This window comes from Streptomyces carminius, from assembly GCF_002794255.1.
In the GTDB taxonomy this organism is placed as follows: domain Bacteria; phylum Actinomycetota; class Actinomycetes; order Streptomycetales; family Streptomycetaceae; genus Streptomyces; species Streptomyces carminius.
In genome coordinates this window covers 125,643-145,539 of the sequence record NZ_PGGW01000066.1, presented here as the reverse complement: position 1 = coordinate 145,539, position 19,897 = coordinate 125,643, and the positions used below count along the sequence as shown (strand labels likewise).

The window sequence follows — 19,897 nt, the reverse complement described above, 5'->3', positions numbered from 1 at the left end:
GAGAAGTGGAGAGAGGGGTGCGGGAAGGGCCGGCCCGGCGCGGTGCGCCGGGCCGGGGGCGTCAGCCCTTGACCGCGCCCTGCATGATGCCGCCGACGATCTGCTTGCCGAAGGCGATGAACATCACCAGCAGCGGCAGGGTGCCCAGCAGGGCGCCGGCCATGATGAGCGACTGGTCGCGCACGTATCCCGCGCTGAGCTGGGTCAGGGCCACCGGAATCGTGGGGTTGGTCATGTCGAGCACGATGAAGGGCCAGAAGAAGTCGTTCCAGGCGTGCACGAAGGTGATCATGAAGATCACCGCCATCGCGGGGCGGGCGACCGGCAGGACGACGCTCCAGAAGATCCGCAGGCTGTGCGCCCCGTCCACCCGGCCGGCCTCGATGAGCTCGTCGGGCAGCGCCTCCAGCAGGTACTGCCGCATGAAGAACACGCCGACGGCGCTGACCAGGGTGGGGAAGATGACGGCGGGCAGCTTCTGGCCCCAGCCCAGCTCGGTCATCATCATGAACAGCGGTACGACGCTCAGCTGCGGCGGCACCAGCATCGTGCCGATGACCAGCATCAGCAGGATGTTGCGGCCGCGGAAGCGCAGCTTGGCGAAGGCGAAGCCGGCCAGGGTGGCGAACAGGACGGTGGACAGGGCGATCGTGGTGGCGACGATGAAGCTGTTGACCAGCGCCGTGCCCATCGCCGCGTCCTGCCAGGCGGCCGAGAGGTTCTTGAACAGGTTGGGGCCGGGGAGGAACGGCGGCGGGGTCTGGGAGACCCGGGTGTTGTCCGTGGAGGCCGCCACCATCGTCCAGTACAGCGGGAACAGGGAGAACAGCGCGGCCAGCCCGAGCAGGATGTAGGCCACGGGCCCGGCCTTCTGCTGCTGTCCGGCCTTCGGGCGCAGGGACATGCGGAGCCGGCGGCTCGTGGGCGAAACGGTGTCCGCGATCGGCTCGGGTACGTCCGCCCGGGGGCGGGCGGTGTCGGTGGTCATGGGATTACCGCTCCCTGGTCAGGACGTGCGGGACTTGACGCGCTTGACGACGCGCTGCAGGACGAAGACGAGGATGAGCAGGAGGAACATCGCCCAGGCGACCGTGGCGGCCCGCCCCATCTCGTAGTTCTTCCAGCCCTCCTCGTACAGCAGCAGGCCGAGCGTCTGGTACTGGTTGTCCGCCCCGCCGCTGACACCGTTCGGGCCCTGGCCGAAGATCAGCGGCTCGCCGAAGAGCTGGGTGGCGCCGATGGTGGACAGCACGATGGTGAAGACGATCGTGGAGCGGATGCCGGGGATGGTGACCTTGGTGAACTGCTGCCAGCGCGACGCGCCGTCGATGGCCGCCGCCTCGTACCGGTCCTGGGGGATGGCCTGCATCGCGGCCAGGTACAGCAGGGCGTTGTAGCCGGTCCACCGCCAGATCACGATGGTGGAGATCGCGAACTGGGCGGGCCACTTGCTGTTCTCCCAGTCGACGTTGTCGACCCCGAACAGGCTCAGGAACCAGTTGATCATTCCGAAGTCGCGCTCGAAGAGCATGGTGAACACCAGCGCGGCGGCGGCGATCGAGGTCGCGTAGGGCGTCAGGGCGGCGACCCGGAAGAAGGCCGAGCCCTTCAGCTTGTAGTTCAGCAGGTGCGCCAGGCCGAGAGCCATCAGCAGCTGGGGAACGGTGGAGAGCACGCCGATGGTGAAGGTGTTCGCCAGCGCGTTCCAGAAGCGTTCGTCCTGCCAGAGCTCCGTGTAGTTCCCGAAGCCCTCCCAGTCCATGACGTCCATGGTCGCCAGCTCCACGTCGTGGAGGGAGATCCACGCCGTGTAGACCAGCGGGTAGAGGCTGAAGGCGCCGAAGACGACGAAGAAGGGGGCGACGAACGCGTAGGGCGCCGCCCTGATGTCGAAACGGTGGAGAAGAGTGCGCCACGCCTGCCGGGGGCGCGCCCCGTTCCGGTCGTCGGGGCTCTCCTTCGTGGGGCCGGCCGGCCCGCTCTGCGGCCCGTCGACGCCGGGAGCCGAGGTGGAGGTGGCCACGGAGGGCTTCCTTCCTGGAAAGTGCGTGGTGGAGACGGTGGGGACGAGGCCCCCGGTGGCCGCGCGGGGAGGCGGTGCCACCGGGGACCTCAGGGACGGGTGGAGCGGATCAGTCGACGGCCTTCTTGATGCGCTCGTCGGTGGTCTTCCACGCCTCCTCCGGGCTCTTGCCCTGCTCTACGAGCTGGAGGCCCTGGGAGAAGGTGTCCTTGATGGTGCCGTCCTTCGGGCCGAGCACCTGCTCGTCGGGGATGTCCTTGGCCGCGGCGCCGAAGATCTGCCCGATCGGGGCGTTGTTGAAGTACTCGGACTTCGCCTCGGTCACCGCCGGGGACTCCAGGGCCTTCGCGGAGGAGGGGAAGTTGCCGATCTCCTTGAAGATGTGCTCCTGCTGCTCCGGTGCGGTCAGCCAGGCCACCAGCTTCTTGGCCTCTTCCTTCACCTTGCTGTTCTCCATGACGCCCAGGAAGGAGCCGCCCCAGTTGGCGCCCTTGGGAGCCTTGGCGACGTCCCACTTGCCCTTGTTGGCGTCGCCGGCCTTCTCGCTGATGTGGGCGAGCATCCACGCCGGGCAGACGGTGGTGGCGAAGCTGCTGTTGGACAGACCGGGGTCCCAGCCGGGCTGGAACTGGCGCAGCTTGGCCGTCAGGCCGTCCTGGGCCGCCGCGGTGGACAGCTCCCAGGCGTCCTTGACGACCGGGTTGTCCTGGTAGATCAGCTCGCCGTCCTTGTTGTAGAACTGCTCCGAGCTGCCGTAGATCATGGCGTTGAACAGGCCGCTGGCGCTGTCCAGGAAGGCGGCGTCGCCCTTGAAGTTCTTCTCGAAGTCCTTACCGACCTCGACGTACTTCGACCAGTCGCCGTCCCAGAGCTTGGCGACCTCCTCGCGGTCGCTGGGCAGGCCCGCCTGCTCGAACATGTCCTTGCGGTAGCACACCGCCATCGGACCGATGTCCGTGCCCAGGCCGATGACCCTGCCCTCGCCGGTGGTGACCTGGCTCTGCTTCCAGGGCAGGAAGTGGTCGGTGCCCGACAGGTCCGCGAGGTCGGCGAACTTGTCGGCACGGGTGTCGGCGAGCTCCTTGGCCCGGCCGATCTCGATGCCCTGGATGTCCTTCAGACCGCTGCCGGCGGCCAGCCGGGTCTGCAGCGCCGTGTAGTAGGTCTGCTCGTCACCGGCGATCTCTTCCTTGATGACGATGTCCGGGTTCTCCTCCATGTACTTGTCGAGGAGGCCGGTCTCCTTGATACCCATGACACCGAACAGGCCCATGGTGATGACGGTCTTGCCGTCCTCGGTCTTTCCGCTGCCGCTGTCGTCGCCGCTCGAACAGCCCGCCACGAGCGTGAGGGCGGCAGCCGACGCGACGGCTACGACTCTTGTACCGAACAGCTTGTGGGCTCTGCCCATGGCGTCTCCTTCTAGCGACGATGTCCGGACACCGCGCTCCGGACTCATCAGGGCGCACCGGAACACAGTGACGGGAGTGGAATCGTTCCCACTCGGCGGTGGGATCGCTCCCATCGGGTTGTGGAAGACTCGCCTCCCGTGAGACCGATGTCAATAAGTGAAGTCGATTCCGTTGCCGGAACGTCACCAGGGGCTCTCGCGCGCAACAGGCCCGCAATGGCGCCTCTGGCACAATGCGCTGGTGAGCGCCGTGCACGGGGCGACAGATCGAGGAGGCGGGGATAAGCCATGGGGGTCACCCAGCGGCCGACCATCAAGACCGTGGCGGCGCGGGCCGGCGTGGGACGCACCACCGTCTCCCGCGTTCTCAACGGCTCTCCCCTGGTCAGCGACGAGGCCAGGGCCGCGGTACAGGCCGCGATCACCGAACTCGGCTATGTGCCCAACTCCGTCGCCCGTTCGCTGGTCACCAGCCGGACCGACTCCATCGCCCTGGTCATCCCGGAGTCGGAGAGCCGGCTGGGCTCCGAGCCCTACTTCTCCGCCGTGATCCGCGGGGTCAGCAACGGCCTGGTGGGCACCCAGCTCCAGCTGCTGCTCACCCTGGTGCGCGACCAGCGGGAGAAGGACCAGCTCACCCGCTTCCTCACCGCCCGCCGGGTGGACGGTGTGCTCCTGGTCTCGGTGCACCGTGACGACCCCCTGCCCGACCTGCTGGAGAAGCTCGGCCTGCCGACCGTGCTGGCCGGCCGCCGCTCCCCCGACGAGCCGCTGAACCATGTGCATTCGGACAACGTGGGAGGCGCCTGCGAGGCGGTGCGCCATCTGCTGGAGCGCGGCCGGAACCGGATCGCGACCATCGCCGGTCCGCTGGACATGGACGTCGGCGACAGCCGGCTGCTGGGCTGGCGGGACGCGTTGCGGGAGGCCGGCCACCGGGCCGGCGACGAACTGGTGGCACCCGCCGACTTCACCGAGCAGGGTGGCCGGACCGCCATGCGCGCCCTCCTGGAGCGCAGTCCCCGCCTGGACGCGGTCTTCGCCGCCTCGGACGTGATGGCGGCGGGCGCCCTGGCCGAACTGCGCAGACAGGGCCGCCGGGTGCCGGACGACGTGGCGGTGGTCGGTTTCGACGACTCGATCATCGCCCGGCACACCGATCCGCCCCTGACCAGCGTGCGGCAGCCCATCGAGAAGATCGGCAGGACGATCACCGAGCTGCTGCTGCAGGAGATCGAGAAGCCCGGCAGCGCCCGGCACAACGTGGTGCTGCCCACCTCGCTCGTCGTACGCGACTCGTCCTGAGCCGCACCGCCCGCCCCGCCACGGTGGAGCGGGTAGGGCGGAGCACCGGCCGGGAGCCGCGCACGGCGGGCCCGCCCGCCGTCGCAGCGTTCCTCACCGCCGAACTCGCCGGAGGCCACCCGGAGTTGCCCTCCGGCCGAGCTTTCCGGACACTTTCCACCACCTGGTGCCCACCTGGTTTCGCTTTCCGCAGCGGAGGAGCGCCGGAACTGGCAGCATGGGCCCCCACCCGGCGAACTCCGCCCAGTCCTCAACGCGTCCTCCAGGCGGGAAGGTTGTGAAGGCCCGAATGAATCAGGCCAGGGATCCGCTGCCCGACAAGATCGACGTCAATGTTCCCAGTGTCGCCCGTATGTACGACCACATCCTGGGCGGCAAGAACAACTACTCCGTCGACCGCGAGGCCGTGGACGAACTCCTCAAGGTCGTTCCCAGCACTCAGGCCCTGGCTCTCAACAACCGCCGGTTCCTGCAGCGCGTGGTCCGGGTTCTGGCCCGGGACTACGGGATAAGGCAGTTCATCGACCACGGTTCCGGTCTGCCCACCCAGGACAACGTCCACCAGGTCGCACAGCAGGTGGACAAGGGCTGCCGGGTGGTCTACGTGGACAACGACCCGATCGTCCTCGCGCACGGCCGCGCCCTGCTGGAGGAGAACGAGAACACCACCGTCATACAGGCGGACATGCGGGACACCGAGGGCATCCTCGGCCACCCCGACACCGTCCGGCTGATCGACTTCGACCAGCCCGTCGCCGCGCTGTTCGTCTCCGTCCTGCACTGCATCCCCGACGCCGACGACCCGGCCGGCCTGGTCCGGCGGGTGGCCGGCCGGCTGGCACCGGGCAGTCTCCTGGTGGTCTGCCAGTTGGTCAGCGAGGATTCCGAAACCCGCAGGGCCGTGACCGACTTCATGGCGGAGAGCACCGGCGGCAACTGGGGCCGGGTCCGGGAACCGCGCGAGGTGGACGGGTTCTTCGAAGGGCTGGAGGTCCTCGAGCCCGGTCTGGTGGAGGTCTCCACCTGGCGGCCCGACTCCGACGTCGGCCCGAAGCAGACCACCTGGGAGTGGCAGGAGTACGGCGGCGTCGGCCGCAGACCCTGAGCCGCCCGGGGCGGACGTGCGGGAGGCCGGGAACCGGTCGGACCGGTTCCCGGCCTCCCGCACGTCCGCCGGTCAGCCGAGTTCGTCGAGGAGTTCCGTCAGGAACTCCAGGCTGCGTGCGGGCGTCTGGGCCGCCGCGCACAGCCGGTCCATGATGGACAGGTAGTGGTCGACGTCCTCCTCCTTGTCCAGATAGAGGGCGCTGGTCAGCTGCTCCAGGTAGACCACGTCGGGCAGATCGGGCTCGGGGAAGCGCAGGATGGTCACCGGCCCGCCCGCCGCGGCCAGGTCACTGATGCTGAACGGAGCCACCTGGATGGTGACGTTCGGCCGCCCGGCCATCTCGACCAGATGGCGGAACTGGTCGCGCATCACCCCGGGGCCGCCGAGCCGGCGGCGCAGCGCCCCCTCGTCCAGGACGGCCCACAGCCTGGGCGCGTCCGGCCGGCCGAGCAGTTCCTGACGCTCCATCCGCAGCCGGACCCGGCGCTCGTTCTCCTCGGCGGAGGCTCGGGGATGTCCCAGGAGGACCACGGTGCGGGCGTACTCCTCCGTCTGCAGCAGACCGGGCACGAACTGCACCTCGTAGGTGCGGATGAGCTGCGCGGCCTCCTCCAGGCCGATGTGCCGGTCGAACCAGTTCGGCAGGACGTCGCTGTACTGGTGCCACCAGCCGCGGGTGCTGGTGCGGCGGGTCAGCGCCAGGAAGTCGGCCCGCTCCTCCTCGTCCAGCACCCCGTAGAGCGTGAGCAGGTCCGCCACGTCGCGTTCCTTGCAGGCGCCCTGGCCCCGCTCCAGACGGCTGACCTTCGCGGTGGAGCCGCGGATCGCCTTGGCCGCCGCCTCGAGGTCGATGCCGCACTCCTTGCGCAGCCGCCGCAACTGAGCCCCGATGACCAGCCGCAGGACCGTCGGACTCCCCTTGGGATGCTCGATGTAGCGTTTTATCGACAAAGAGCCACTAGGGTCGGCGGCCATGCGCGCTCTCCTGGGTGAGGGGACAGGCACTCAGTGTGCCACTGTCGGTATCGGGCCGTACAGCGAACGCACCGAACCGGCGCCGCCCGGGCGCACTGTTCACCCGTCCCCTCACCCGGACGCACCCCTGCCCGGCTACCCGACCCGTCCGACCATGTCGTCGAAGTCCCCGTCCTTGGCTCCCCGCAGGAAGGCGACCATCTCCTCCCGGGTGTACACCAGGGCGGGCCCGCCGGGGTGACGGGAGTTGCGCACCGCCACCCCGCCGTCCGGCAGCGGGGCCAGCTCGACGCAGTTGCCGTTGGGGTTGCTGTGGTGGCTCTTCCGCCAGCGCGCGCCCTGGATCTCCGTGGCCCGCACGCCGTTGACGATCTGCTCCATGGTCCGCCTCTCACCGGCCGCGGCCCCTCCGTCGTCCCTCCGGATCAGGCCGCGGACATGACGTCACGTTACTTTACGCACACGAACCGCCCCGATTGCAATTACATCTGTAAGTGCAGATGCGCTTGCAGCCGCATGCGGCAGTCGGGATAGTAGCCCCAACAGGCCGATTCTCGTGCCGACTTCCCAACAGGCACGGTGGGAGACCGCGATGACAGCGCATCCGATGACTCCGGTGAGTGACGTTCTGCCGGCCGTCCTCACCAGTGACTGGCCGGGTTCGGCCGGGTGCCGCGTCTCCGCTCCCAGACCCCCGGCCTTCCTCCGCCCCCGTACCGCCGCCTTCCGCCGCACCGCCGCACCGGACGGGACGGCGGACGGAACGGCGGACGGCCGGATCGCGGTACGCGGCTTCGGTCCCGCCCCGCGGGACGTCGCCGCCGCCCGCGAGTTCACCGGGGAGACCCTGCGGGGCTGGGGTCTGGCCCCGCTCGTCGACGATGTCGCGGTCATCGTGTCCGAACTGGTGGGCAACGCCCTGCGCCACGGGACGACCGCCACCCCCCGCCCCCCGCTCCCCGCGGAGCGCTCCGAACGGCCCTTCGAGGGCCCCGTCCGGCTGGGCCTGCTGTGGCGGGGCCCCACGCTGCTGTGCGCGGTCTCCGACCCGAGTCCCGCCGCGCCGGTCCTCGGACAGCCCGGCCAGTTGTCCGAGACCGGGCGCGGACTGCACATCATCGACGCGCTGAGCCAGAACTGGGGCTGGTCCCCGCCCGGCAGCGGCGGCAAGACGGTCTGGGCCACGGTCCCGGCGAGCCGTGCGTGCCACCACCCCGGGGCGCCCTCCCCGGGGTGACCGCGCCGCCGAGGCGGGAGGGTGCCGTCAGACCGTGTCGGCGGCGGCGCGGCCGACCGTGGCCGAGGCGGATCCGGCGGACGCGATGAAGCCGAAGGAGACGCTGTCCCCGGCGGAGAGCGTTCCGTTCCAGGTGCCGCTGCGCACGGTGGCCGTGCCGGCCGTGGTGGCGGCGGTGTCGAGCATGGCGTTCCGGACCTGGGTGACCCGCCCGCCGTCCGCCGGGACGATCCGCACCGTCCAGCCGGACAGCGGCGCCGCACCGGAGTTGCGCGCCGTCACCTCGCCCTGGTAGCCGCCCCGCCAGGTCGACACCGCACGGAACGAGGCCGTGCAGCCGGCCCCCGGGTCGCCCGGGTCGCCCGTGCCGCCGTCCAGCAGCCCGGCCAGGGCCGGGAACCAGCGGGCGGCGATCCTGTCGTCGCCGGAGGCGTTGGGGTGGACTCCGTCGTAGGTGTCGCTCGCGGTGCTGAAACCGGTCCACTGGTCGACGGCGGTCACCGGGGAGTCAGGGGTGCTCTCGGCCTCGGCCCAGGCCGGGATCCGCTCGTTGAGCGCCACCACGCGCCGGGCGCACTCGGCGCAGGTGGCGGGGTTCATCGGGATGATCTGCGCGACGAGCACCTTCATGTCCGGATTGCTCGCCCGCATCTGGTCCACCAGGGTGCTGTAGGCGGCCAGGACGGCATCGGGGGAACGGCCGCTCCAGACGTCGTTGGTGCCGAAGTGCATGACAACGATATCGGGCCGGGTGGCGGCCAGCCAGCCGGGGAGTCGGCCCTGGTCGGCCACATCGGTCACCAGTGCGCCGCCGTGCCCCTCGTTGTCGCCGTCGTAGGGCCGCCCGCAGCCCTGGGGACCGAGCGTCCCCACGAAGTCGATGCCGGTGTACCCGGCCTCCTGCAGCCGGTTCCACAGCACCGAGCGCCAGCAGCCCGGCGAGCCGGTGATGGAGTCGCCCAGCGGCATGATCCGCACCGGTGCGGCCGCGGACGACACCTGCGTCCTCTCGGGCGCCCCGGGGGCCGCGCCCGCCGCGGACGGTCCCGCGCCGAGGAGGGCGAGTCCCGTCGCCAGGGCGGTCAGCGCCGCCCGTAAGACGTGTCCACTGCGCATGTCCAGGTCCTTCCAGCAGGTCCGTCAGCGAGGTGGGAGCGCTCCCACCCATGAGCATCAAGCCAGCACACCAGGGACGCGTCAAGACACCGGGCCCTCTCCTTCTCCCGCTCCCACGTTCTCCCCTGAGAGGGCGTCACGATAGCTTAGGGAAGGCTTGCCTAACGTCCGAACATCCGGCGACTTCCGAGGAGAGACCCGTGTTCCCTTCCCGCACCCTGCCGACGGTGGCCGACGCCGCACCGGCCACCCTCACCGTCCGGCACTTCGGCGGCGCCGACCTCGCGGCGGACGCCACCCGGTGGGCCGAGGCCTACGAGGAGGTCTACACCCAGGCACTCGGGCTGCCGGACCACAGCGACCCGCCCATCTCGGAGCGGCTGTCCCGCCACCGGGAGCGGCCCGGATTCCTGCTGACGGCCGCGCTGGAGGGCCCGTCGGGCGACGCCGGCGACCCGGTCGCCGGTTTCCTCTACGGCTACACCCTGCCCGCCGGCTCCCTGTGGTGGGACGGGCTGACCCCCGACCCCGGCCCGGAGTTCACCCGCGAGTACCCGAACCGCACGGTCGGTGTGTGCGAACTGCTGGTGCGTCCGCGGTGGCGCCGCGCCAAGGTGGGGCAGCGTCTCTTCGAGGCCTTCCTCGCCGAGCGCCGGGAGGAGCGGGCCGCGGCCCTGGTGGCCGCGGACAACGAGGTCATGCTCGCCACCTACGCCAAGTACGGGTTCGAGCCGGTCGGCCGGATGGAGCCGTACCCCGGCTGGCGGCCGCACGTGATGATCGTGCGCTCCCTGGGCCGGGACTGACCGGACGGGGGCCGGTACGCCCGGAGCCGGGTCAGTACGGCCGGGCGGCGTCCCGGTGGGCGGCGCCGAGCCGGTCCGCCCGGGAACGGGGGAAGCTGATCCGCTCCGGGTCCCCGTCGGAGGTGTACCGCTCGACCGTGCCGTCGGCCAGCCGGTCGAGCCAGGCCAGCGAACCGTACGAGGCGTCCGGGCCGGTGTCGTCCTGGGAGCGGATGCGGGGGATGGCGCCGGGGTCGAACCCGGCGTCGTACGGCGAGGGCGCGGGTCCGGCACCGGCCAGGTAGACCCCCTGGTGCCGGTAGCGCACCCCGTCGTACTCACCGCTGCGGGCGAGGTCCCGGGGACTGGGCATCGAGCCGTAGGGAAGGGCCATCGACACCACCGGCACCCCGGGCAGGACCTTGTGGATCTCCCACTGGATCGCGGCTGTGTCCCAGCGGACCCACTCCTCCCCGGCGGTCTCCAGGAGGGTGTGGCGCAGGGTGTGGTTGCCGATCTCGAAACCGTGGTCGTGCAGCCACGGGAGCGTCTTACGCCCGCCGGGGTCGCGGAACGGGTCCTCGTTGACGAAGAAGGTGGCCACGGGCCGGAACCCCGGATACCGCTCCGCGACGTCCAGCAGGATGCCGACCGCGGTGCCGGGGTCGGGACGGCCGTCGGCGTCCAGCCGGAACTGGCTGGGCTGGGAGTCGTCGAAGGTGATGACCACCGGGTGGGTGCCGGCGGGTATGTCCATCTCGCCACCGGTGAACTCCCGGGCGGTGACCGGCACGTACCCCTCCCGGGCCAGTCGTTCCAGCTCGGCGCGGAAGTCCTCCGGGGTGCGGTCGTCCACACCCAGCGGCTCGTCGGTGACCCGGTGGTACATCAGCACCGGTACCGCGCCCAGCTCGTTGGCTCCCACGCTCGCCGGGTCGGTGTCGCCGGGCTTCCCGGCCTCGACGGGCGCCTGTGCGGCTCTGTCTCCCGTCCCCTTCCCTGTGATGCCCCCCTTGAAGTCGAAGCGGCCGGGGTCGGTGGAGCCGGCCGCCGAGCAGCCGGTGAGGAGTACGGCGACCGCGGCCAGGGCCGCGCGGTCGCTTCGGGGAAAACGGCGCATGGGACTCTCCGGGCGTCGGTTGTCAAGCGACCCGGCCGGTCGCCGGGTGTCTTCCTCAGCCTCGGACAGCGGCGCGTGATTCTCTCGTCACGCTCGGCCGAACGGTGGACCCCGTGCCGTTCGACGGACCGTGCGCACGAGGCCCCACCGGGCGCGGACGCGTCCTGGACGAGGTGCGCGGTCCAGCCCTCGGGCGGAGGACCGCCGGAGCACGGGCGGTGAGGACCGCATGGGCACGCGGAGCCGCCGGGCCTGTCAAGGCGTACGGTTCGCCCCGTCCGGGAGCGGACACCGGCCTCCCCGCCCCGGCCCGCAGGGCCGTGGCGTCCCGGCCCGGGCGGAGCCGGCCTCGTAGGACACCGGCGCCCCCCGCACGCAGGAGGTTCCCCGTGTCGCGCGGAGCGACGGGCGGGGAGGGCGGAGGGGACGGGCGGGCCAGGGAGGCGGGGGCCCGGCGCGGCACGGCGTTCCCGGACCGTCCGACACCCTTGTTGCTCGCGTCACTCCGTGGCTAAGCTCCCGGCCACCGCACCTCGCACACCTTTTCTCCGTATATCAGCCGTTGAATCCGTTCTCGCGAGCCCTTTGCGCGGACGGAAGGGGAGGCTGCACGTGGCACGAGAATCCACCGCGACATCACCCGGTGCTTTATCCGCGTTGATCCGGCTTCGTCCGGCGAACTCCCGGCACCACCGGTGAGGAGGCGGGCCACAGCCGTCGCCGCGGGGACCGGCCAGCGGGAGACCTCTCCGCCCGCCCCGCCCGCCCGGGACATACGGCTGTTCTGGTGGGCGAACGGCACCGACACCCTGGGCACCCAGATCTCCGGCCTGGTCCTCCCCCTGCTCCTGCTGTCGCTGGGATACTCCCCGGCCGTCGTCGGAGCGGTCGCGGGGCTCTCCACCGTCCTGGGGCTGGTCATGGGCCCCTTCGCCGCCGTACTGGCCGACCGCGGCGCCCGCAAACGAGTGATGGTCTGGTCGGCCCTGGCCTCCGCCGGCGCGCTGGGAACGCTTGCCGCGGCCCTGTGGCTGGGCGATCCCCACCCGGCGCTGCTGTTCACCGCGATCGCCGTCGAACGCTTCGCCACCTCCTGTCAGGAGGCGGCGGCCGGGGGCACCGTGGCCCTGGTCTGCGACCCGACCGACTACCCCCGGGCGGTCTCCCGGCTTCAGGCCGGGGAGCAGGGCGCCATGGTGGTCGGCCCGCTGCTGGGCGGTCTGTGCTACCACTTCTCCCGGTGGCTGCCGTTCCTCGCGGACGCCCTGTCCTACCTCGTCGCCGCACTGTGCGTACGCGCCATGCGCTCGGACCTGGCACCGGAGCCGGACCAGGCCCGGGTGGAGCACCCGGCCGGGCGTTCCACCCGGGCCTGGTCCGCCTTCGCCGCGGAGGTGGGCGCGGGTCTCGCCCTCGTACTGCGCTCCCCCCTGCTGCGCCTGGTGCTGGTGTGGGGCACCGCGGTCAACGGGCTGCTGGTGGCACTCCACTACACCACCGTCTTCGCCCTCCGGGAGAGCGGGCAGGGCGCCACCGCCGTGGGCCTGGTGTTCTCGCTGGCCGGCGCGGCGGGACTGGCCGGAGCGCTGGCCGCGCCCGCCGTGGCCCGCCGGCTGACCGCTTCGCGGACACTGCTCGCGGTCTCCTGGCTGCTGGTCCCGGCAGCCGGCGCGCTCGCCCTGTCCCCCCGGCCATGGCTGTACGGGCTGCTGTTCGGGGCGCTCTGCCTGCCGGTGCCCGTCGCGGCGGTGGTGCTCCAGGCCCGCGTCATGCGGGTGACACCGGCCGGTCTGCAAGCCCGTACCAGTACCGCGCTGGCCACCGTCACCGGCGTCTCGGCGGCTCTCGCCCCGCTGGCCGCCGGGGTGTCCGCGGCCCGGGCGGGCACCGCTGCCACGGCCGCGGGATGCGCGGTGCTGCTGGCCCTGCTCGCCGCGGGGACCACGCTCGCCGTGGCGCGCGGCGCCCTCTCCGTTCCGGACGGATCCCGCGCGGAACCACGGGGGGAGCCCCAGGAGATCCCCCGGAAGGAACCCCGGAAGGAACCCCGGAAGGAAAAGGCATGAGAGGGATGGTCTTCCGATGAGCACGGACATCCACCGGACGGACGGAGCCGCGGCCGACGCGGGCACCGGACTCCAGGGGGCCGGCTACCACGTCCAGCGGCCGGTGCTGCCGGAGGTCTGCCCGCGCGACCCGGCGCTGATGGCCTTCACCGGTGACGCGGACGGCCGCTGCGAGGTCTTCGCCTTCGACGCCCGCACCGGGACGGCGCGCCAGGTCACCGACCGCCCGCGCGGGACCCTGCACTGCGCGATCGACGCCGACGCCGCCGTCTGGTGGTTCGCGGAGGACGAGGCCGGACGCGGCCACTGGTACTTCCAGGACTTCCACGGCGGTCCCGCGCGGCCCGGCCTGGCCGGTCTGCCCACCGGCACCCCGCGCGGCCTGGTCCTCGGCGCCGACGCCACGGTCGCCGTCGGCCTCGGCCACGGGAGCGGTCTGACGGTCTGCCTCGGCCGGCGCGGGGGGACCGGCCGGCGGGTCCTGCGGGCCGAGGGGTACGCGGTGCTCGCCGGGCTCTCCCCGGACGGCCGGCTGCTGGCCGTCGCCCGCGCCGCCGCCTCCGGGCGGGCCGTCACCGTCCACACCGCCGACGGCGGAACCGCCGCGGTGCTGTCCGGACGGGACGGCGGGCTGTGGGCACTGGGGTTCGCCCCCCGGAGCGCCGGGGACACCGGAGCCGAGCTGCTGCTGATCCGCCGGCTGGGCGACCGGTACGTACCGGCCGTGTGGCGGGAGGCGGACGGCATACGGCTCCACGAGTGGTGCGCGTTCGACACCGAGATCACCGCCCGGTGGTACCCCGAGGGGGGCCGGTTGCTGATCCGCCAGGACCGTCACGGCCGCAGCCGGCTGTTCACCGCCGATCTCGGCCACCGCACCCTGACCCCGCTTCCCGTGCCCCCGGGCAGCGTCCTGGACGCGGTACCCCGGCCGGGCGGTGACGTGCACTACCTGTGGACCGACACCGCCACCCCGCTGCGGGCGTACTCCACCGCCGGCACCCCGCTGCCGGGCACGGACCTGCCCGCCGTACGGGTGCCGGGGCACCACACCGAGCTGTGGACACCCGGCCCCGAGGGGCCGGTGCACACCCTCCTCAGCCTCCCGGAGCGGCCCGCCCGCCCACCGCTGGTCCTCCTCGTCCACGGCGGCCCCGCCGACCACGACCGTGACGCCTACGACCCCGTGGTGCACTCCCTGGTCGCCTCGGGCTTCGCCGTCGCCCGCGTCAACTACCGGGGTTCGACGGGCTACGGGCCCCGCTGGCGCGAGGCGTTCGGCGAGAGCGTCGGCCTGGCCCAGGTCGCCGACCTCGCCGCCGTGCGCGCCGACGTGCTGGAGCGCGGGCTGGCCGATCCCGGCGCGGTCGGGCTGTGGGGCACCTCCTGGGGCGGCTATCTGGTCCTGCTGGCGCTGGGCACCCGGCCGGGTCTGTGGCAGGCGGGCGTCGCCGTCAAGCCGCTGGCCGACTGCGCCACCGCCCACCGGGCCGGCACACCGGCGCTGCGCGCCCTGGACGAGGCGCTGTTCGGCGGCACGCCCGAGCAGGTGCCCGAGCGCTACGCCCGCAGTTCGCCCATCCGGTACGCGGACCGGGTGCGGGCGCCGCTGCTGATGGCCGCCGCCACCCATGACGCCAAGTGCCCGCCCGAGCAGGTGCGCACCTATCTGGCCGCGCTGCGCGCCTGCGGGGTGCGCCACGAGGAGATGTGGCTGGACTCGGGCCACGACGGCTACCTCGGCAGCGACCATGTGGCGGTCCTGCGCCGGGGGCTGGGCTTTCTGGACCGGGAGCTGCGCGGCTCCGGCCGGACGGCCCTCCACGACCCCCCGCCCCGCCCGGGGCGGGGACCGCACCGGCCGTCCGGTACGGCGGCCGGCGACCGACCGGCCCGGTGGAGAGACCGGGACTGAGTGCAGGAGAGGAGGTAGCGCATGCAGAAGGACGTCATCCACAACGACCCGCTGGCGAACGGCGAGGAGAACCGCAAGCCCGGCGTCAGCATCACCATCACCATCCCGATCCGCAACGCGGAGGAGCCCGAGGAGGACTGACCTCCCGCACCGCACCGCCCGGCCCGGCACGCCCCGCCGGGCCGGGCGGCCACCGGCTCCCGCCGCCGCCCGCCCCCGCCACCTTTCCGCACCGAGGAGTCGCCATGCGCGTCCTGCTGGTCAACATGCCCTGGTCACCGATCGACCTCCCGTCCCTGGCACTCGGCATCCTCAAGCGCAGCGTCGACGAGCGGGTGCCCGGTGCCGGCGCCGAAGTCCTGCACGCCAATCTGGAGTTCACCGACTGGATCACCGGTCGCACGGAGTTCACCTGCGGCGACTACGAGTACTACGCGCTGTCCTCCTACTTCCTGGGATGCGGCGACTGGGTGTTCTCCTCCGCCCTCTACGACGACCCCGAGTGGCGGACCGGGCAGTTCACCGAGGAGATGAGCGGGAAGCTGAACAGGTCCCGCATGCGGATGACGCGGGAACTGCACCGCACCGTGCCGGAGTTCGTCCGGGAGATCGCCGAGCGGATCGTCGCCGCGGCACCGGACGTGGTCGGCTTCACCTCCACCTTCCAGCAGAACACCGCCGCGCTGGCCGCCGCCCGGCAGGTCAAGCGGCTGGCCCCGCACATCGTGACGGTCATGGGCGGCGCCAACTGCGACGCGGAGCAGGGCGCCGCGGTCCACCGCAACTTCCCCTTCGTGGACTACGTGGTCCGCGGGGAGGGGGAGGTGGCGTTCCCGCAGCTGCTGACCGCACTGGCCGAGGGCTCGGAGCCGTCCGGCGTGCCCGGACTGTGCCACCGCACGGCGGACGGGGCGTCCGCCGCCAACCCGATGAGCACCGCCCCGATGCCCCCGTCCGCGATCCTGAAGCCGGACTACACCGGTTACTTCGAGCGGCTGGCCGCGTCCGCGGCCCGCAACTGGGTCGAGCCCAAGCTCGTCGTCGAGGGCGCCCGCGGCTGCTGGTGGGGCGAGAAGCACCACTGCACCTTCTGCGGACTCAACGGCTCGTTCATGCAGTTCCGCAGCAAGAGCCCGGAGGTCTTCCACGAGGAGATCATGGACCTCGTCCGCCGCCACCGGGTGCTGGACATGTACGTCGTCGACAACATCCTCGACATGGGGTACCTCACCACGCTGCTGCCCCGGATCATCGACAGCGGACACGACCTGCGGCTGCACATCGAGATCAAGGCGAACATGCGCCGGTCCCAGCTGCGCACCCTCGCCGAGGCGGGGATGATCTACGTCCAGCCGGGCATCGAGAGCCTCAACAGCCGGGTGCTGGGGCTGATGGACAAGGGCGTCAGCGGCTGCCAGAACGTCCGCATGCTGCGGGACGGCGCCGAGACCGGCCTGGCCGTCTCCTGGAACTACCTGCACGGCTTCCCCGGCGAGACGGCCGCCGACTACGAGGGCGTCATCGCCCAGCTGCCGGCCCTGGAACACCTCGACCCGCCGACCGATCTCTCCCCCCGCATCGCCATCGAACGGTTCAGTCCGTACTTCACCCGGCCCGAGCTGGGCTTCTCGGGACTGCGTCCCGAGAACCACTACCGCTTCACCTACGACCTGCCCGAAGAGGAGCTGTACGACCTCGCCTACGTCTTCGAGGCCCCCGCCCGCGGGATCGGCGAGGAGACCGCGAAGTCCCTCAACGACGCCCTGTCCCAGTGGCGCGAGGCCCACAGCGGCAGCCGTCTCACCCACTGCGATCTCGGGGACCGGATCGTTCTGGTCAGTCGGCGCCGCCGGTTCGACTGGGGGGTGAAGGAGCTGACCGACCCCCTGGAGGCAGCCGCCTTCCGGATGCTGGACCAACCGCACGCTCCCGCCGCCCTCGCCCGCAAGCTCGGCACCCGGCTGTCCCGCCCCGTGGCGGAGGAGACCGTGGCGGAGCTGCTCGGACGGTGGCTGGAGCTCGGTCTGGTCTTCACCGACGCGGGCCAGTACGTGCACCTGGCTCCCGCGGCGGTCAACGAGGACCTGCTGCGCCTGGACTTCATGCGCCACGCCCATGCCGCGGCCACCGGGGACGCTCCGCCTCCCGGGCGGCCGCTGGCCGGTGTGTGAGATCTCCGCGCGCGCAGGAGGGCAGGCCCCGGATGCGCGCGGCGGGCCCGCGCCGGAAGTGCCGGGGCGGCCCGCGGAGGCGGCAGGCCGGCAAAGCGGCGAGTCGACAAGTCCACCGACAAGTCCACGAGGTACGAGGGAGAAACGCCGATGAGCACGACCACCACGGCCCGTTCCGGCACCCCGGCACCACCGGTCGTCGTCGCCTGGCGCGACTACGACCCCGACGCGTGCGGGCTGCCCGGCATGGGCCTGGGCGAGGTGGAGGTCGCCGGTCCGGTGGCCGCCGAGGTCGAGCGGCTGTGGGAGCTGGGCGTACGCCGGGTGCGGCTGCCGCGGCCGGTGGATCTCGGCGCGGTCGGCGACCCCGGCGCCGCCGCCCGTGCCGTACGCGACCTGTGCCTGGTCCGCGACCTCACCGCCCGCGCGGTGTTCACCGAGTGGCGGCTGCGTCTGGCCCCGGAGCCCGCCGACGCCTGGCAGGTCCTGAGCCACCTCCAGCCCCCGCGGGAGCTCACCGGCACGGCGGACGCGGCCGAGGCCCTCTCCCGGTGGCGGGCGGGCCATTACCTGTGCAAGTGCCTGTGGCGCCAGGGGCCCGGCTTCGTGCAGATCCGCGACCGGCGCTGGGGCGACCTGCGCCGTTTCACCGCCGACGAGCCCGAGTACCGACAGGCCATCGAAGTGCTCTCCTACGGTGCCCCGGCGGACACGGTGCCCGCGCCGGTTCTGGCGGACTTCCGCGAGGAACGCCTGGTGGCCGACGTGGGACCGCTGGCCTGGTGGCTGCCCTACCGGGTGCGCCGGTGGATCCAGGAGGCCATGACGGTCTGAGGGGCGCCGGTCCGGTCATCCCGGCCGGCGGGGCCGTGGCCCCGCCGGCCGGCGCCGGGGCCGTGTCAGTCGTGCGGGACGACGGCGACGGGCACGGTGGCGTGGTGCATCACCCCGTGGGCGACCGGACCGATGTGGAAGCCCAGCGGGGAGCGCCGGTTGCGGCGACCGACGACCACCAGGCAGGCGTCCTCGGCGGCCTCCAGCAGGTGCCGGGCGGGCCTGCCGATCACGGCCTGCGCCCTGACCTCGACCCCGGGGTACTTCTCGCGCCAGGGCCGCAGCGTGTCCTTGAGGACCCGGGCGCTCTCCTCGGCCAGGTCGGTCGCCAGCCGCGGGTCGACGGCGATGGGGTCGATGCCGTAGACCAGCGGCGGGTTCCAGCCGTGGACGACCCGCAGCGCCGCGCCGCGCCGGGCGGCGGCGTCGAAGGCGAACTCCAGCAGTTCCTCGCAGGGCCGGTACAGCTCCAGACCGAGGACGACGTCCCCCTCCGGTGCCTCCGCCGGGGCCTGTTCCCGGCCGTCCCGTTCCTCCTGCCCGTCCTCCCCGGCGCGCACCAGCACCACCGGGCATCCCACGCGTCCCACCGTGGACAGGGCGACGGAGCCGACCAGGAAGCCGGTGACGATGCCCAGGCCCCGGGAACCGATGACCAGCACCTCGGCCTCCTGGGCGGCGTCGATCAACTCGGCGGACGGGTTGCCGGTGCGCTGCTCGGTGGTGATCTCCAGGCCGGGGTACCGCCCGGCGAGCGTGTCCGCCGCCTCGCGCGGGATCCGCTCGGCCCAGTGCTGCCGGGTCTCGGAGTCCGCGCCGGAGTCCTGCAGGGTGAAGGGGTCGGGCTCCCGTACGTGGACGAGGCGCAGCGGCACCTCGCGCCGCCGGGCCTCGCGGGCCGCCCAGTCCGCGGCGGCCAGACTCTCACGCGAGCCGTCCACACCCACCGTGACCGTACGCACCATCACACACCTCCAGTCGCGGGGCGGCTTCCGCCCTCTCTCAGCTCCACGATCGCCCCGGGTACCCGCCGGACGGCAGAGTCACAAGTCCCCGGGCGGGGACCGAACGTCCCACGGTAAGGGACCGCCGTCCGGGCGCGTCCGCACCGCACCGTGGCGGTACTCCGGGACGGAGGGGCCGCGAGCCGGCGGTACGGGGGCCGAAGGTCCCCCGCACCGCACCCGTACGGCCCTGCCCCGGGGCGGGGGACCGCCCCACGATGGAGACGAGGACCCGTGCCGCCGGCTCGCCCGGGGCGCGGCACCTCGCACGCACCTGACACGCCGTGACGGGAGGACCGACATGATCTCCGCTCCCACGAACCTGCTCAGCGCACTGCCCCCCGAAGGCCGTGAGCGGCTGCTGGAACTGGCCCGCGAGGTGGCCTTCCCCGCCGGCACCCGGATCTTCGAGGAGGGCCGGCGCGCCGACCGGTTCTGGGTGATCCGTACCGGCACGGTCACCCTCGACCTGCATGTCCCCGGCCGCCGAGCCGCCGCCGTGGAGACCCTCCACCCCGGTGACCTGCTGGGCTGGTCGTGGCTCTTCCCGCCCCGCACCTGGCACCTGGGCGCCGAGACGCTCAGTCCGGTGCGGGCGGTGGAGTTCGACGCCGCCCGGGTACGCGAGCTGTGCGAGGCCGATCCGGTGCTGGGCCGCGCGGTCTTCCTGCGGGTCGCCGAGATCGTCGGGCACCGGCTGCAGAGCGCCCGCACCCGGCTGCTGGATCTGTACGGGCCGTACGGCAGCGGCCCGCGCCCCTGAGGCGCACCGGACACCCGGAACCGCCGCCGGCCGGGCGCGTCCGGCGAAACCACGGAGAACACCG

Annotated in this window: 17 protein-coding genes; 9 read left to right on the top strand and 8 right to left on the bottom strand. The window is 72.5% G+C overall.

Annotation, left to right across the window (positions count from 1 at the left end; all coding sequences use genetic code 11):
• Positions 1-61: 61 nt before the first annotated feature.
• From CUT44_RS23845 to CUT44_RS23835, 3 genes are all read right to left on the bottom strand, one after another.
• A complete protein-coding gene (locus CUT44_RS23845; protein ID WP_100203975.1) occupies positions 62-988 on the bottom strand; it encodes a carbohydrate ABC transporter permease in 927 nt (308 codons plus the stop codon).
• 18 nt (positions 989-1,006) lie between these two features.
• Positions 1,007-2,023 (bottom strand): carbohydrate ABC transporter permease, encoded by a 1,017-nt coding sequence (locus CUT44_RS23840; protein WP_100203974.1) that lies wholly within the window; start codon positions 2,021-2,023, stop codon positions 1,007-1,009.
• 109 nt (positions 2,024-2,132) lie between these two features.
• The gene (locus CUT44_RS23835; RefSeq protein ID WP_100203973.1) at positions 2,133-3,434 is read right to left on the bottom strand and encodes an ABC transporter substrate-binding protein; all 1,302 of its coding nucleotides are present in this window, start codon (positions 3,432-3,434) and stop codon (positions 2,133-2,135) included.
• A gap of 288 nt (positions 3,435-3,722) precedes the next feature.
• Between CUT44_RS23835 and CUT44_RS23830 the strand changes: the two genes are divergently transcribed.
• Positions 3,723-4,739: a LacI family DNA-binding transcriptional regulator gene (locus CUT44_RS23830; protein WP_100203972.1), complete on the top strand. Its 1,017-nt coding sequence runs from the start codon at positions 3,723-3,725 to the stop codon at positions 4,737-4,739.
• A gap of 289 nt (positions 4,740-5,028) precedes the next feature.
• Positions 5,029-5,844 carry an SAM-dependent methyltransferase gene (locus CUT44_RS23825; protein ID WP_100203971.1) on the top strand — a complete coding sequence of 272 codons (816 nt, stop codon included), beginning with the start codon at positions 5,029-5,031 and terminating at the stop codon, positions 5,842-5,844.
• 72 nt (positions 5,845-5,916) lie between these two features.
• Here CUT44_RS23825 and CUT44_RS23820 read toward each other — a convergent pair whose 3' ends face one another.
• Positions 5,917-6,822: a helix-turn-helix domain-containing protein gene (locus CUT44_RS23820; protein WP_100203970.1), complete on the bottom strand. Its 906-nt coding sequence runs from the start codon at positions 6,820-6,822 to the stop codon at positions 5,917-5,919.
• Positions 6,823-6,957: 135 nt separating this feature from the next.
• Positions 6,958-7,203 carry a DUF397 domain-containing protein gene (locus tag CUT44_RS23815; RefSeq protein WP_100203969.1) on the bottom strand — a complete coding sequence of 82 codons (246 nt, stop codon included), beginning with the start codon at positions 7,201-7,203 and terminating at the stop codon, positions 6,958-6,960.
• 226 nt (positions 7,204-7,429) lie between these two features.
• Between CUT44_RS23815 and CUT44_RS23810 the strand changes: the two genes are divergently transcribed.
• Positions 7,430-8,059: an ATP-binding protein gene (locus tag CUT44_RS23810; RefSeq protein ID WP_408646788.1), complete on the top strand. Its 630-nt coding sequence runs from the start codon at positions 7,430-7,432 to the stop codon at positions 8,057-8,059.
• Positions 8,060-8,086: 27 nt separating this feature from the next.
• Here the strand turns inward: CUT44_RS23810 and CUT44_RS23805 are convergent, their stop codons facing one another.
• Entirely contained in the window at positions 8,087-9,175 is a 1,089-nt protein-coding gene (locus CUT44_RS23805; RefSeq protein ID WP_100203967.1) for a GDSL-type esterase/lipase family protein, read from the bottom strand.
• Between the two features lie 200 nt (positions 9,176-9,375).
• On the opposite strand from CUT44_RS23805, the gene CUT44_RS23800 reads away from it, so the two are divergent.
• Positions 9,376-9,981: a GNAT family N-acetyltransferase gene (locus CUT44_RS23800; protein ID WP_100203966.1), complete on the top strand. Its 606-nt coding sequence runs from the start codon at positions 9,376-9,378 to the stop codon at positions 9,979-9,981.
• 31 nt (positions 9,982-10,012) lie between these two features.
• On the opposite strand, the gene CUT44_RS23795 is transcribed toward CUT44_RS23800, so the two are convergent.
• On the bottom strand, positions 10,013-11,080 hold the full coding sequence (locus tag CUT44_RS23795) for a polysaccharide deacetylase family protein (protein WP_100203965.1): 1,068 nt from the start codon (positions 11,078-11,080) through the stop codon (positions 10,013-10,015).
• 695 nt (positions 11,081-11,775) lie between these two features.
• On the opposite strand from CUT44_RS23795, the gene CUT44_RS23790 reads away from it, so the two are divergent.
• From CUT44_RS23790 to CUT44_RS23775, 4 genes are all read left to right on the top strand, one after another.
• Positions 11,776-13,146 (top strand): MFS transporter, encoded by a 1,371-nt coding sequence (locus tag CUT44_RS23790; RefSeq protein WP_233221605.1) that lies wholly within the window; start codon positions 11,776-11,778, stop codon positions 13,144-13,146.
• A gap of 16 nt (positions 13,147-13,162) precedes the next feature.
• On the top strand, positions 13,163-15,061 hold the full coding sequence (locus CUT44_RS23785) for a S9 family peptidase (protein WP_100203964.1): 1,899 nt from the start codon (positions 13,163-13,165) through the stop codon (positions 15,059-15,061).
• Positions 15,062-15,306: 245 nt separating this feature from the next.
• Complete coding sequence (locus CUT44_RS23780; RefSeq protein ID WP_100203963.1) at positions 15,307-17,232, top strand: RiPP maturation radical SAM C-methyltransferase; 1,926 nt, start codon at positions 15,307-15,309, stop codon at positions 17,230-17,232.
• A 150-nt stretch (positions 17,233-17,382) separates the two neighbouring features.
• Entirely contained in the window at positions 17,383-18,066 is a 684-nt protein-coding gene (locus CUT44_RS23775) for a DUF5825 family protein (RefSeq protein ID WP_100203962.1), read from the top strand.
• Between the two features lie 65 nt (positions 18,067-18,131).
• Here the strand turns inward: CUT44_RS23775 and CUT44_RS23770 are convergent, their stop codons facing one another.
• The gene (locus CUT44_RS23770; protein WP_100203961.1) at positions 18,132-19,031 is read right to left on the bottom strand and encodes a universal stress protein; all 900 of its coding nucleotides are present in this window, start codon (positions 19,029-19,031) and stop codon (positions 18,132-18,134) included.
• A gap of 340 nt (positions 19,032-19,371) precedes the next feature.
• Here CUT44_RS23770 and CUT44_RS23765 point away from each other — a divergent pair, with 340 nt between their 5' ends.
• Positions 19,372-19,833 (top strand): Crp/Fnr family transcriptional regulator, encoded by a 462-nt coding sequence (locus CUT44_RS23765; RefSeq protein WP_100203960.1) that lies wholly within the window; start codon positions 19,372-19,374, stop codon positions 19,831-19,833.
• Positions 19,834-19,897: the final 64 nt, after the last annotated feature.

Excerpts from the sequence above, each read along its gene's own strand:
- CUT44_RS23780 (WP_100203963.1), top strand. The coding sequence starts at position 15,307 with ATGCGCGTCCTGCTGGTCAACATGCCCTGGTCACCGATCGACCTCCCG.
- CUT44_RS23820 (WP_100203970.1), bottom strand. The coding sequence starts at position 6,822 with ATGGCCGCCGACCCTAGTGGCTCTTTGTCGATAAAACGCTACATCGAG.
- CUT44_RS23785 (WP_100203964.1), top strand. The coding sequence starts at position 13,163 with ATGAGCACGGACATCCACCGGACGGACGGAGCCGCGGCCGACGCGGGC.
- CUT44_RS23815 (WP_100203969.1), bottom strand. The coding sequence starts at position 7,203 with ATGGAGCAGATCGTCAACGGCGTGCGGGCCACGGAGATCCAGGGCGCG.
- CUT44_RS23810 (WP_408646788.1), top strand. The coding sequence starts at position 7,430 with ATGACTCCGGTGAGTGACGTTCTGCCGGCCGTCCTCACCAGTGACTGG.
- CUT44_RS23770 (WP_100203961.1), bottom strand. The coding sequence starts at position 19,031 with ATGGTGCGTACGGTCACGGTGGGTGTGGACGGCTCGCGTGAGAGTCTG.
- CUT44_RS23805 (WP_100203967.1), bottom strand. The coding sequence starts at position 9,175 with ATGCGCAGTGGACACGTCTTACGGGCGGCGCTGACCGCCCTGGCGACG.
- CUT44_RS23775 (WP_100203962.1), top strand. The coding sequence starts at position 17,383 with ATGAGCACGACCACCACGGCCCGTTCCGGCACCCCGGCACCACCGGTC.
- CUT44_RS23845 (WP_100203975.1), bottom strand. The coding sequence starts at position 988 with ATGACCACCGACACCGCCCGCCCCCGGGCGGACGTACCCGAGCCGATC.
- CUT44_RS23795 (WP_100203965.1), bottom strand. The coding sequence starts at position 11,080 with ATGCGCCGTTTTCCCCGAAGCGACCGCGCGGCCCTGGCCGCGGTCGCC.
- CUT44_RS23830 (WP_100203972.1), top strand. The coding sequence starts at position 3,723 with ATGGGGGTCACCCAGCGGCCGACCATCAAGACCGTGGCGGCGCGGGCC.
- CUT44_RS23835 (WP_100203973.1), bottom strand. The coding sequence starts at position 3,434 with ATGGGCAGAGCCCACAAGCTGTTCGGTACAAGAGTCGTAGCCGTCGCG.
- CUT44_RS23765 (WP_100203960.1), top strand. The coding sequence starts at position 19,372 with ATGATCTCCGCTCCCACGAACCTGCTCAGCGCACTGCCCCCCGAAGGC.
- CUT44_RS23825 (WP_100203971.1), top strand. The coding sequence starts at position 5,029 with ATGAATCAGGCCAGGGATCCGCTGCCCGACAAGATCGACGTCAATGTT.